We start from the raw sequence: 12,152 nt of genomic DNA on the forward strand, positions 1-12,152 counted from the left end.
GAGCAGAAGCGGACGGGGCGGCTTGTTCGTCCCTCGGCGCGCTATGTGGGGCCGGGGTCTCGGTCGCCGCGGGGCATCTCAGGGGCGCGGGGAACTGCGCGAGCGACCACGACGCAACGCGCGCCCAAAGGCATCGCGGCAGGGGGCAGACGCTCAGGGGCGCGGGGAACTGCGCGACCAGCCCCCACGCACCCGCACCCGCGAACCCGCGAGCCCCCCGAGCTACTCGGCGATACCCGCGAACCCCGAGATGTCCCGCGGCGACCGAGACCCCGGCCCCACATAGCGCGCCGAGGGACGAACAAGCCGCCCCGTCCGCTTCTGCTCAAGAATGTGCGCACTCCACCCCGCGGTCCGCGCACACGTGAACATGGACGTGAACATGTGCGCCGGCACCTCGGCGAAGTCGAGCACGATGGCCGCCCAGAACTCCACGTTGGTGGCGAGCACCCGGTCGGGCCGCCGGGCATGCAGCTCGGCGAGCGCGGCCTTCTCCAGCGCCTCGGCGACCTCGAAGCGCGGGGCACCCAGCTCCCGGGCAGTCCTGCGGAGCACCCGCGCACGGGGGTCTTCGGCGCGGTAGACCCGGTGCCCGAACCCCATGAGGCGTTCACCCTTGTCCAGCGCCTTGCGGACGAACCCTTCCGCGTCCCCGGTCCGCTCGATCTCCTCGATCATCCCGAGGACCCGCGAGGGCGCCCCGCCGTGCAGCGGCCCGGACATGGCCCCGACGGCCCCGGACAGCGCGGCGGCGACATCCGCCCCGGTGGAGGCGATGACCCGGGCCGTGAACGTGGACGCGTTCATGCCGTGCTCGGCGGCGCTGGTCCAGTACGCGTCGACGGCGGCGACATGCTTGGGGTCGGGCTCCCCGCGCCAGCGGATCATGAACCGTTCGACGACCGACTTCGCTTTGTCGATCTCGCTCTGCGGCACCATGGCGACGCCTTGTCCGCGCGCGGACTGGGCGACGTAGGAGAGGGCCATGACGGCGGCGCGGGCGAGGTCGTCGCGGGCCTGCGCCTCGTCGATGTCGAGGAGCGGTTTGAGCCCCCAGACGGGCGCGAGCATGGCGAGCGCGGATTGCACGTCGACGCGGATGTCACCTGAGTGGACGGGGATGGGGAACGGCTCGGCGGCCGGCAGCCCGGGGTCGAAGGCGCCGTCGACGAGCAGCCCCCAGACGTTCCCGAACGAGACGTGGCCGACGAGGTCCTCGATGTCGACGCCCCGGTACCGCAGGGCGCCGCCCTCCTTGTCCGGTTCGGCGATCTCCGTCTCGAACGCGACGACTCCCTCAAGGCCAGGGACAAAGCCGGGGTCGGACATCAGGCGGCTCCTTCGAGTGCGTGGGCTGCGGATGCGTGGGCTACGGATCCGTGAGCCACGTGGGCGTGGCGTGCTGCGTGACTGTTCGTGCTGGCTGTACTGCGACTCCGTACGCTCGGATGCGCGGCGCCCGCGGCTCGCGCTCCGGGTCGGTCACCCCCGTGATGCCCCGTGAACCGCGGGGTCACTCGGCCCCTGGACGATAACCCTCAGTGCCACGCTTGGCGAGAGCATGCGGCACTGAGTGCCATGTCTCACCCGGGGGCGGCACACTGCGGCAGGATGACGCTGTGAACGCCCACGACGCCGATGGTTACCGCGCCCCCGACCCCGCCGCGATGCGCGAGCAGTACCGCCCCCACGACGGCGGCCTCCTGGAGTCCGACCTCGCCCCGCACCCGATGGAACAGTTCACGCGCTGGTTCAAGCAGGCGGCGGCGCCCGGCGCCCTGGCGGCCGAGCCGAACGCGATGGTCGTCTCCACCGCCGACGCCGAGGGCCGCCCCAGCTCCCGTACGGTCCTGCTGAAGTCCTACGACGACGAGGGCTTCGTCTTCTACACCAACTACGGCTCCCGCAAGGCCCGCGACCTGGCCGTGAACCCGCATGTCGCACTGGTCTTCCCCTGGCACGCGATGTACCGCCAGGTCCTCGTCACCGGTACCGCGGCCCGTACGTCGCGGGAGGAGACGGCCGCGTACTTCCACTCGCGGCCGCACGGCTCGCAGCTCGGCGCCTGGGCCAGCGAGCAGTCGGCGGTCCTGGACGGCCGGGCCGAACTCGACGCCTCGTACGCCGAGTTGACCCGCCGCTATCCGCCGGGCGCACAGATCCCGGTGCCGCCGCACTGGGGCGGCTTCCGCGTCACGCCGTCGGAGGTCGAGTTCTGGCAGGGCCGCCCGAACCGGCTCCACGACCGCCTGCGGTACGTCGCCACGGGGGACGGCGCCTGGCGCGTCGAACGCCTGAGCCCCTGATCACGTGACAGCGCGGGCTACAGCTCCGCGAGCACCCCGTCCAGGAACGGTTCGATCGCCGCGCGCCACGCCTCGGGCTGGTCGTAGTGGACGAGGTGCCCCGCGTCGGCCACCTCCGCGTACTGTCCGCGCGGCAGCACCCGGACCATCTCCTGCGCCTCGGCCCGCCCCAGCTCCCCGTCGAGCCCCCGTACGACGAGCGTCGGACACTGCACGGCGGCCAGCTCCTCCCAGTGGGCGTCGTACACCCACGTCGAGCGGGCCTGAAGCATCTGGCGGCGGGAGAACACCGGCCGCCAGCCGTCGGAGGACTCGGTCATCACCTCGGCGTAGAACTCCCCGCGCGCCGGGTTCGGCCGCTCCACCCAGGGATCGTCCTCGCCGAACCACTTCCGTACGTCGGCGAGCGTGGAGAACGGCACCGGCCACGCCTTGAACCAGTCCTCCCACTCGCGCTGCGAGGCTGCCCCGAGCGCCGAGGCCCGCATGTCGCAGATGACGAGGCCCCGGACGAGGTCGGGGCGGCGGGCGGCGAGCTGCCACGCGGTCAGGGCGCCCATCGAGTGCCCGATGAGCACGGCGGGCTCCAGACCGAGCTGGACGAGCGCCGCCTCGGCGTCGAGGACGTACGCCTCCCGGTCGTAGGGCCCCTGCGGCGGCTTGTCGCTCTGGCCGTGGCCGCGCTGGTCGAGCGCGACCGCGCGGTGGCGCTCGGCGAGCCAGCGCGCGGTGCCGGCCCAGTGGGAGGCCCGGCCCATCAGGCCGTGCAGCAACAGGACGCCCGGGGTGCGTACGCCGTTGCCCGACTTGGGCGGGTCGGCGAACTCCCAAGCGGCCAGACGGGCCCCGCCCGCCCCGGTCACGTCGATGCGCTGCGCCATAGGCCCTGGCACCCCCTTGTGGTCGCGCCTGCGGTCGCGTACCCGTGCACGCTATCGAACATTCTTTCGAAAGCGTGGTGCTGTCCATGATGCGGTGCGGTAACACCCCTCATTTGAGTGACGTCGCTCAAGGAATGACCTGCGTCGCCGAGGGGATCTTTCCCTCGGGAGGCGGACCGCTCGGGGATGAAGGTCCGAAGGGGATGACCCTGGGAGCTCGGGGCTCCGGGTCAGCACAGGGGAGGACAGGCCCCGGCGCCGCAAGGCGCCGGGGCCCTCGCCTTTCCGTACTCCCCGCCTCTGTCGAACCCGTCGCGCGCCGAACGGCAGGTCCATACCAGGTCCCCTCCCGTCATATGCCTCACGCGACAGCCTTGCACGCCCGTCGCCCCGCCGCTGCGATTCCGCACAGTGAATCTTGCTTTCTGCGCGCCCCCGCCGCGCGTGATCCGGCCACGCAACCACCCCCCGCCGCAGACCACTTGACGCACAGCACGTGACGCCCCTCGCCCGACGCGCACCACCGGCCGCCGGAACCCGGCGGTCCGGCCTCGGCGCCCGGCGCCCGGCGCCTCAGCGCTTCGCGACGAAGACGTGCGAGGCGATGTCCGCGGCCAGCTCCGCCGCCTCACCGCTGCTGCCCACCAGGACCCCGCCCGGCGACTGCGTCACGCTCACCACCGAACCGGGCTGCACCCCCGCCCGCCGCAGCGTGTACATCAGCTGCGCGTCCGTCTGGATCGGCTCACCGATACGGCGCACCACGACCGTCTTGCCGTCCGCACCCGGGTCCAGATCTGCCAGCGAGACCATGCCCTCGTCCAGGAACGGGTCCGCGCCGTCCTTCTCGCCCAGCTCCTCCAGGCCCGGGATCGGGTTCCCGTACGGCGACTCCGTCGGATGGCGCAGCAGCTCCAGGACGCGGCGCTCCACGGCCTCGCTCATCACGTGCTCCCAGCGGCAGGCCTCCGCGTGCACCTGCTCCCACTCCAGACCGATCACATCGACCAGGAGGCACTCGGCGAGCCGGTGCTTGCGCATCACGCGCGTGGCCAGGCGGCGCCCCTCGTCGGTCAGCTCCAGGTGCCGGTCGGCGGCGACGGCGAGCAGGCCGTCCCGCTCCATACGGGCCACGGTCTGGCTCACCGTCGGGCCGCTCTGGTCCAGCCGCTCGGCGATCCGGGCGCGCATCGGGACCACACCTTCCTCCTCCAGCTCGAGGATGGTGCGGAGGTACATCTCCGTGGTGTCGATCAGTCCGGACATACGTGCCCCTCGTGTAGCTTCCTGCTCCGCGTGCGGCCCCGCTGGCTCGCCGCGTCGCTCGTGCGCTGGCCCTGCCCTCAATTCTGACGCATACCGCTGACAACCGTCCCGCACCGGGGAAACAGCGGTTCGGCAGGCCCCGGGGCGTATTGACACGGCCCTGGTCCAGACCCCACCGTGATCCGCGACACCACGACTCAGGGGGCTACGCCGATGGGCGAGACCAAGCCGGCCACGCAGTACCTCGACGCCGCGATCGGCCTGCTCCAGCGGGTCCGCGACGAGGAGACGGAGAACATCGCCGCCGCCGGCACCCTCCTCGCCGACACCGTCGTCGCGGGCGGCCGCCTCTTCGCCTTCGGCGCCGGACACTCCTCGCTCGCCGCGCAGGACGTCGTCTACCGCGCGGGCAGCCTCGCCCTGATGAACCTGCTCGCCGTCCCCGGCGCCGTCGGCGTCGACGTCATGCCCGCCACCCTCGGCTCCGCCCTGGAGCGGGTCGACGGCCTCGCCGCCGCCGTCCTCGACTCCAGCCCCGCCACGGCCGGCGACGCGCTCGTCATCATCTCCCTGTCCGGGCGCAACGCCCTCCCCGTCGAGATGGCCATGAACGCCCGCGCCCTCGGCCTCAAGGTCATCGGCGTCACCTCCCTCGCCTACGCCACCGGGCCCGACGCCCCCAGGTCACGCCACGCCTCCGGCACCTACCTGCGCGACCACTGCGACATCGTCCTCGACTCCAAGATCCAGGTCGGCGACGCCGAACTCGACCACGAAGGCGTCGACGCCCCCTTCGCCTCCGCCTCCACCGTCACCACCAGCGCCCTCATGCAGGCCACCCTCGCCACCTGCGCCACGACCCTCGCCGAACGCGGCATCCAGCCGCCCCTGCTCCGCTCCGGCAACGTGGACGGCGGCCACGCCTGGAACGCCAAGGTCTTCGCCGAGTACCGGGACCGGATCTTCTACCAGCACTGACCCTCAGGGCCCGGGCGGCTCCTCCGCCGCCAGCAGCGCCAGATCCACCGCCCCCGCGATGCGCACCGCCACGCTCTCCGCGTACATCGCGTCCCCGCGCTCGAACGCCGACCGGCTCACACCCCGCAGGAACGTCACCACGCCCAGCGTACGGCCCCGGCTGCGCAGCGCCGAGCAGAGCGCGTACACCGAACCCTCCGGCCACTGCCGCGCCGCCGCCCAGCGCGCCGCACCCGCCCCGTCCGGCTCGGGCGCCGCCGCCCGCACCGAACCGGCCCGGTCCACGCACTGCAACGCCGGATGCCCCTCCCCGTACCGCACCGGCACCGTGCCCCGCGTCGCAAGGAGCGTCGCCCCGGGCACGCCCGACGGCGTCACCGCCGCCCGCACCAGCCGCACCGGCTCCTCGCTCACCACCAGATCGATCACCGCGTGGTCCGCGAACCCGGCCAGCGCGAAGTCCAGCTGCACGGTGGCCGCCTCGCCCGGATCCTCGCACTCGGCGGCGGCCCGCGCCGCCCGGTGCAACTGGTTCGCCCGGAACCGCAGTTGCGCCGCCTCCTGCTCAAGGACCTTCGCCTCGGTCACGTCCTGGAACAGCCACCCGACACCCAGCGGCACCGGCTCCTCCGCCAGCGGCGACGCCAGCCGCACGAACCCGCTCCGCCAGCACCGGCGCTCCTGCCGCTCCCCGTCCTCACCGGGCAGCCGCAACGTCACCCACACCTCCGTCGGAGGCGGCGGCACCCCCTCCGACAGCACATGCGTGAGGGCGCTCTCCAGCTCCTCCACACCCTGCCCGATGAGATCGCCCAGCGGCCGCCCGAGCAGCGCGGTGCGCCCGGAACCGAGCGCCTTCGCCGCGTGCGCGTTCACCACGGCGGGCCGCAGGTCCGCGTCGACCAGGACCACGCCCCACACCGCGTCCTCGAACAGCGCCTCGCTCAGCGCGATGGACCGCTCCAGGTCGATCTGCGCGTGCACCTCGCTGAACGCGCAGTACACCCCGGCGGGCTTCCCGTCGGCGCCCCGCACGGCGGCGGACTGCGTACGGACGAGGACCCGCCCGCCCTCCTTGGTGACGAGCGCGAACTCGTGCACCTGCCGCCCCGGCGCGTGCATGGCCGCCAGCAACCGCCCCTGCACCTCGTCGGCGTCGGCGGGGCGCACGGCCCACCCGGCGAACCCCGTCCGCCCCACGGCCTCCTCCGCCGACCACCCCAGGATCCGCTCGGCCTCCCGGTTCCAATGGGTCACGACCCCATCGGCGTCGAACGCGCAGAGCGCGGCGTCCATCCCGTCCAGCAACGCGGCCAGCAGATCGGCCCCGTCCCGCTCGGGCTCGTCGGGCCCGAGCGCGTCGGTGGTCCCACTACGCCGGGAAGCACTCACCTGGCACCCCCTGCAGGCTGTGTGTACTGCTCCAGATCATTCAACTCGAACGTGACGCATCCCACATGGAGTTCGGTCAACTTCGCGAAAACCCGTGAGCACACTCCACCAGCATGCCCGGCCCGGCGCGATTCAGCTCCGCCGGGCCAGCAAGTGGGCGTCCAGGAAGCCCCGTTCGGAACGCGGATCATGCACCAGCCGGGCGAACGGATCCAGCCCCGCCCCCACCAGCAACTCCGCGAACCGCTCCACTGGCCAGCTGAAGGCGGGCGCCACCTTGTGCGCGAACGGCACCGGCTCCCCGCCCCCCTCGACGGCGAAGAACGACACGAGGAACAGCCCCCCGGGAGCCAGCACCCGCACCAGCCCCGCCAGCAGCTCCGGCACCTCGGCGGGCGGCGTGTGGATCACCGAGTAATGCGCAAGCACCCCGCCGAAGGCCCCGTCCGCCACCGGCAGGTCCTCCATCCGCCCCACCGCGAACCGCAGCCCCGGCTCGGCCCGCCGCGCGTACTCCACCATCCCCGGCGACAGATCGAACCCGACGGCCTCGACCCCCAGCTCCGCCAGCAACCCGGTCACATGCCCGGGCCCACACCCCACATCGGCCACCCGCACGTTCCCCGACCCCCGCACCAGCCCGGCGAACGTCGACACCATGCCCCGCGAGAACGGCTGATCCTCCAGCCGCCCCCCGAACAACGACGCATACAACTCGACAACCCCGTCGTACCCGGCCCTGGTCCGCTCCTGCGCCTCGGTCATGACGGGGCAAGCTAGCAGCCGAACCGCCCGCCTATAGCATCCAGCGGGCGTGAGAGGGTGGGAACCGGCTCCGTTCGCACCTTCGTGGCAGGCGCCGGACATGCCCTGCGCTGTGAGAGTCCGCCGCATACCGTCGTTGCGTACACGAGAAGGGAGGCCATCTGTTCCCCGGTCGAACAGACCGATGGGTGGCCAGCCCGAGTCATCGGTGTGAAGGAGCTGTCCGGTTCGGTGACTACGTTGTCGGCAGGTGAGCGGACCCACTCCGGCGTGCTTCCTCAGCGCCGGACTCTGGAATCCGTGGGCGCAGACACCCCTGGGGACAGGGACGAAACGGCTCACGGACTTCCCGGCGACGACCGGGACGCCGACCGGCAACATGGGCGAGGGGAGACCGGCGGGGCGGACAGCGGAACCCGTCGGCGTCACACCGTCTCCGCGGCCTCGGCGGCAGGAACGGTAGCGGGCGAGGGCGGTGACGCCCTCCGGTCGACGTCACACCGCACGGGGTTCGGCGCGAGCCGGGTTTTCGTCCTGGCAAAGGGAGGCCAGCCGCTGATGCCGTGCCACCCGGCACGCGCCCGAGAGCTGCTGCGCAGAGGACGGGCCGTCGTCGCGCGACAGACGCCCTTCACCATCCGTCTGCGCGACCGGACGCGCGCGGCGTCCGAGGTCGACGGGGTGCAACTGCGTATCGACCCCGGCTCGCGGGGGACGGGCATGGCGCTCACCGACGAGAAGAGGGAAGCCGGGCAGGACGGCGAGAAGGTGGTCGCGCGGCGTGGCCTGATCGGTGTCGAACTCCGGCACCGCGGCGACCGTATCCACCTCTCGCTGCGGCAGCGCGCCGGATACCGCCGTAGACGGCGCTCGGCGAACCTCCGGTACCGCGCGCCCAGATCCGACAACCGAACCCGCCCGGACGGCTGGCTTCCCCCGTCGGTTCAGCACAGGGTCGACACGATGGTCTCCCTGGCCACCCGCTTCTGCCGCTTCGCACCCGTCACCGAGATCCACGTCGAAAGCGCGGCCTTCGACACGCATTCCCTGAGTGCGGGATGGAAGCTGATCGGCGAGGAACACCAGCGAGGGCCGTCGGCCGGTACGGAGATCAGGACTCACCTGCGAGAACGGTGGGGGAACGCCTGCGCCTACTGCGACGCCGTCGGCGTACCCCTCAACGTCGAACACCTGCACCCGCGCAGCCGCGGCGGCTCCGACCGGGCCGCCAACCTCGTTCTCGCGTGCGTGCCCTGCAACCATGCCAAGGGGGCCAAGCCGCTGAGCAGGTTCCTCGCCCATGACCCCGAAAGGCTGGCGCGCATCACCTCGCAGGTGCGGGCGTCGTTGCGGGACGCTGCCGCCATGAACTCCCTGGGCGGCGCTCTCCTTCTGACGCTCACCGCTCTTGGCAGACCGGTGCGGAGCTGGCCGGCTGTCCTCACGCACACGCACCGCACGGCCGCGGGGCTCGACAAGTCGCACACGATCGACGCCCTGGTGGTCGGCCGCCCCGGGGTCGGCTTCCCGCGCCTGCGGCGCGCTCGCGGCAAGAAGCACTTCGGGTACGTCACGGGAGATCTGGTGCGCGCGGAGATCCCGAGCGGACGCTGGGCGGGCGTATGGACGGGACGCGTCTCGGTCCGGGCCCGGGGACAGCCCAGCCTCGCCACACCGGGTGGCCGCGTCAACGTCTCCCACCAGCACCTTCGTCTCCTCCAGCGAGGCGACGGATATGCGTACGAACTGCGCCCCGAGGTTGCCTCTTCGATGTCTCCAAAAACCGGTTGAGACCTGTCGCGTCGGTTCGTAGGCTGTTGTGCACAGAGGAAAGGAGGTGGTTCGGAGCATGTATTCACGCCGGACGTCTGAGGTGACTGCGGGCTAGCGGCCCGACGTCGCATCTCGAATTCGGCGCCGGACCAGCGCGTGTGTTGTGCGTGCAGCCGGCCCTATTCCCAAGCAGTCACCCGACCCGCGAGCCGCCGGTACGTCCGGCCGGCTTCCGACCGTCTCGTACGGGAGGAACCACGGCTCGCGGGTCGTCTGCGTTTGCGGGCGGGTGCTAGCCCTTGCTGACCGCTGTCAGGATCTCCGGGAGGCGGGACGCCGTGCGGGGGGCCGAGAGGCGGAGGCCGAGGTAGGTCGTGGCTGTGCCGTAGGCCGCTCCGACGGGGAGCAGGGTCCAGGTCCAGGTGTCGGCGCCGGTGGCGTGGAGGGTGATCGTGAGGGCGAGGACGGGGGCGCAGAGGAGGGCCGCCGCGACCATGCCGCCGAAGATCCCTATCCAGGCGAGGCCGGCCTGGCCGGGGGCCACGTTCTTGTAGCCCTCCTGCGGGATGGAGTACGGGAAGCGGGCGGAGGACCAGGCGCCGGTCGCGAGCATCGCGCCGAGCAGCGCGAAGGACAGGCCCAGGACCTCGGGGAGGTCGGCCCAGGCGCCGAGCATCGCTGTCGTGAGGACGGTGACGAGGACCGCGTACGGGAGGGTGATCAGGAGCAGGGCCAGGGTTCTGGCGCGCAGCTCCTCGTACGCGTCGCGGGTGGTGGAGATCGTCATGGCGACGGTCCAGAACGCCGAGGTGTCCTGGCCGAACTGGTTGTACATCTGGATGCCGAGCATCCCGGAGGCGAAGCACGCGAAGTAGACGGAGCCGGTGCCCTGGAGGGTGTTGAAGACGGGGACGATCAGGCCGATGGCCAGGGACGTCACCCAGGCCGCCTTCGTCTTCGGGTCCCGCCACACGTAGCGCAGGCCGCGCTCCATGACCGCGCCCGTGCGGCCCTCGGGGAGCAGGCGGCGGCGCGGGCCGGTGGTGCGGCGGTCGCGGCGGGTGGGTTCGGCCGCCGCGAGGGTCGAGCCGTCGGGGGACGTCATCAGGCGGGTGAGCGCCCTTCGCCAGACGGCCAGGAGGGCGATGAGAGCGGCTGCCGTCAGGAGCAGGCGCGCCGCCGATGTCCCGTACGCGCCGCGCTCGGCCGCCTCCACCGCTCCCATCGCCGACGCCGGGGGGATCCAGTGGACGACCCGCGCCACCGGGTCGAGCGCTCCCACCCCGCCCGCCGAGCTGAGTCTCTGCGCCCCGAAGTTCACGAGCTGCGCCCCGACCGCCACGACAAGACCGCTGAGGACGGCCAGGTCGCGGCCCCGGCGGCTGGTGAGGAGGCGGATGTTGGCGGCGGCCACGGCACGGGCGAGCGCCACGCAGGTGAGGAGGGTGAGGGGGGCCGCGAGGACCGCGACGACCGCGGAGGCGGGGTCGCCCGCCGTCGCGTACGCCGCTCCGGCCGCGAGGGTGAGGGTGAACAGCGGGCCGATGCCGACGAGGGACGCCACGAGCAGCCCGCGTACGAGCTGGTCCGGGTGGAGCGGGAGCATGACGAGGCGTGTCGGGTCGAGGGTCTCGTCGCCGCTCGGGAAGAACAGCGGGAACACCGCCCAGCCGAGCGCGAGCACGGCCGTGAGCAGGGTCGCGACGGTGGCGGCGTGCTCGGTGCCGTGGAGGAGGATCAGGCCGAGGAGCTGGAGCGCCCCGACGAGGAGGACGGCGACGGCGGAGGCGATGTAGGCGGCGCGGCGGCCGGTGGACTGGCGCAGGCCGTTGCGCAGGAGGGCGAGTTTGAGCTGGACGAGGAGGCGGGTCATCGCTTGCCGCCCAGCCAGTCCAGGGCGGTGCCGTCGTCCCGGCCGCTGGCTCCGACGAGGGTGAGGAAGGCTTCCTGGAGGGAGGGCGCCTCGCCCTTGACCTCGGCGAGGGGGCCTTGTGCGCGGATGCGGCCCGCGGCCATCACGGCGACCCAGTCGCACAGCGACTCGACCAGTTCCATGACGTGGGAGGAGAAGACGACGGTGGCGCCGCCCCGCGTGAAGCGTTCGAGGACGCCGCGGATGGTCTGGGCGGAGACCGGGTCGACGCCTTCGAACGGTTCGTCCAGGAAGAGGACTTCGGGGTTGTGGAGCAGGGCTGCGGCGAGGCCGATCTTCTTGCGCATCCCGGTGGAGTAGTCGACGACGAGTTTGTGCTGGGCCTGGGCGAGGTCGAGCACGTCGAGGAGTTGGGCCGCGCGTTTGTCGACCTCGGCGCCGGGCAGTCCGCGCAGGCGTCCGGTGTAGGCGAGGAGTTCGCGTCCGGAGAGGCGTTCGAAGAGGCGCAGGCCCTCGGGCAGGACGCCGATGCGGGCCTTGACCTCGGCGGGGTCGGCCCACACGTCGTGCCCGGCGACGTGCACGGTGCCCCGGTCGGGGCGGAGCAGCCCGGTGACCATGGAGAGCGTGGTGGTCTTGCCGGCCCCGTTGGGTCCGACGAGGCCGATGAACCGGCCGGCCGGGAGCGTGAGTTCGATCCCGGCGACGGCGGTCTGCTGTCCGAAGGACTTCCAGAGGTCGTGGACGCGTACGGCTGCGGTCTCCTCGGCGGGGGTCACCTGGGCGCGCTCCCTTCATCGGCGTACGTCTGCGCACCCTACGCGGGCGGCCCCGCGCACCGGTGGTCCTCAGAGCCTGTCTTTGAACCCCCGCCTGCGCCCCGACGCCCGGCACGCACGCTCGCCGCACGGCGTCACA

The 12,152-nt window shown here is 72.4% G+C and carries 10 protein-coding genes; 3 read left to right on the forward strand and 7 right to left on the reverse strand.

The features are described from left to right. Positions 1-222 precede the first annotated feature (222 nt). A complete protein-coding gene (locus ABZ877_RS21155) occupies positions 223-1,329 on the reverse strand; it encodes a citrate synthase 2 (protein WP_361073458.1) in 1,107 nt (368 codons plus the stop codon). 338 nt (positions 1,330-1,667) lie between these two features. Between ABZ877_RS21155 and pdxH the strand changes: the two genes are divergently transcribed. Then, positions 1,668-2,306, forward strand: a complete 639-nt coding sequence (gene pdxH, locus ABZ877_RS21160) for a pyridoxamine 5'-phosphate oxidase (RefSeq protein ID WP_361073750.1) — start codon at positions 1,668-1,670, stop codon at positions 2,304-2,306. 17 nt (positions 2,307-2,323) lie between these two features. Here the strand turns inward: pdxH and ABZ877_RS21165 are convergent, their stop codons facing one another. Continuing rightward, positions 2,324-3,187 (reverse strand): alpha/beta hydrolase, encoded by an 864-nt coding sequence (locus ABZ877_RS21165; RefSeq protein WP_361073460.1) that lies wholly within the window; start codon positions 3,185-3,187, stop codon positions 2,324-2,326. 573 nt (positions 3,188-3,760) lie between these two features. After that, the gene (locus ABZ877_RS21170; RefSeq protein ID WP_361073462.1) at positions 3,761-4,453 is read right to left on the reverse strand and encodes a metal-dependent transcriptional regulator; all 693 of its coding nucleotides are present in this window, start codon (positions 4,451-4,453) and stop codon (positions 3,761-3,763) included. A gap of 213 nt (positions 4,454-4,666) precedes the next feature. Here ABZ877_RS21170 and ABZ877_RS21175 point away from each other — a divergent pair, with 213 nt between their 5' ends. Beyond that, positions 4,667-5,431: an SIS domain-containing protein gene (locus tag ABZ877_RS21175; RefSeq protein WP_361073464.1), complete on the forward strand. Its 765-nt coding sequence runs from the start codon at positions 4,667-4,669 to the stop codon at positions 5,429-5,431. Positions 5,432-5,434: 3 nt separating this feature from the next. Here the strand turns inward: ABZ877_RS21175 and ABZ877_RS21180 are convergent, their stop codons facing one another. Both ABZ877_RS21180 and ABZ877_RS21185 read right to left on the reverse strand, forming a co-directional pair. Further along, on the reverse strand, positions 5,435-6,823 hold the full coding sequence (locus ABZ877_RS21180; protein WP_361073466.1) for a PAS domain-containing protein: 1,389 nt from the start codon (positions 6,821-6,823) through the stop codon (positions 5,435-5,437). 132 nt (positions 6,824-6,955) lie between these two features. Continuing rightward, a complete protein-coding gene (locus ABZ877_RS21185; RefSeq protein ID WP_361073468.1) occupies positions 6,956-7,588 on the reverse strand; it encodes a class I SAM-dependent methyltransferase in 633 nt (210 codons plus the stop codon). 534 nt (positions 7,589-8,122) lie between these two features. Here ABZ877_RS21185 and iscB point away from each other — a divergent pair. Next, positions 8,123-9,379 (forward strand): RNA-guided endonuclease IscB, encoded by a 1,257-nt coding sequence (gene iscB, locus ABZ877_RS21190; protein ID WP_361073752.1) that lies wholly within the window; start codon positions 8,123-8,125, stop codon positions 9,377-9,379. A gap of 274 nt (positions 9,380-9,653) precedes the next feature. On the opposite strand, the gene ABZ877_RS21195 is transcribed toward iscB, so the two are convergent. Next, positions 9,654-11,234, reverse strand: coding sequence for a transporter (locus ABZ877_RS21195; protein ID WP_361073470.1), 1,581 nt, complete (start codon positions 11,232-11,234; stop codon positions 9,654-9,656). Beyond that, positions 11,231-12,013 (reverse strand): ABC transporter ATP-binding protein, encoded by a 783-nt coding sequence (locus tag ABZ877_RS21200; protein ID WP_361073472.1) that lies wholly within the window; start codon positions 12,011-12,013, stop codon positions 11,231-11,233. The genes ABZ877_RS21195 and ABZ877_RS21200 overlap by 4 nt, the downstream gene beginning before the upstream one ends. Between the last annotated feature and the right edge of the window lie 139 nt (positions 12,014-12,152).

Source organism: Streptomyces sp. NPDC046939 (genome assembly GCF_040644575.1).
Classification (GTDB): Bacteria; Actinomycetota; Actinomycetes; order Streptomycetales; family Streptomycetaceae; genus Streptomyces.

Coding starts and splice junctions, on each gene's coding strand:
- ABZ877_RS21175 (WP_361073464.1), top strand. CDS start 4,667: ATGGGCGAGACCAAGCCGGCCACGCAGTACCTCGACGCCGCGATCGGC.
- pdxH (WP_361073750.1), top strand. CDS start 1,668: ATGCGCGAGCAGTACCGCCCCCACGACGGCGGCCTCCTGGAGTCCGAC.
- ABZ877_RS21185 (WP_361073468.1), bottom strand. CDS start 7,588: ATGACCGAGGCGCAGGAGCGGACCAGGGCCGGGTACGACGGGGTTGTC.
- ABZ877_RS21170 (WP_361073462.1), bottom strand. CDS start 4,453: ATGTCCGGACTGATCGACACCACGGAGATGTACCTCCGCACCATCCTC.
- ABZ877_RS21165 (WP_361073460.1), bottom strand. CDS start 3,187: ATGGCGCAGCGCATCGACGTGACCGGGGCGGGCGGGGCCCGTCTGGCC.
- ABZ877_RS21155 (WP_361073458.1), bottom strand. CDS start 1,329: ATGTCCGACCCCGGCTTTGTCCCTGGCCTTGAGGGAGTCGTCGCGTTC.
- ABZ877_RS21195 (WP_361073470.1), bottom strand. CDS start 11,234: ATGACCCGCCTCCTCGTCCAGCTCAAACTCGCCCTCCTGCGCAACGGC.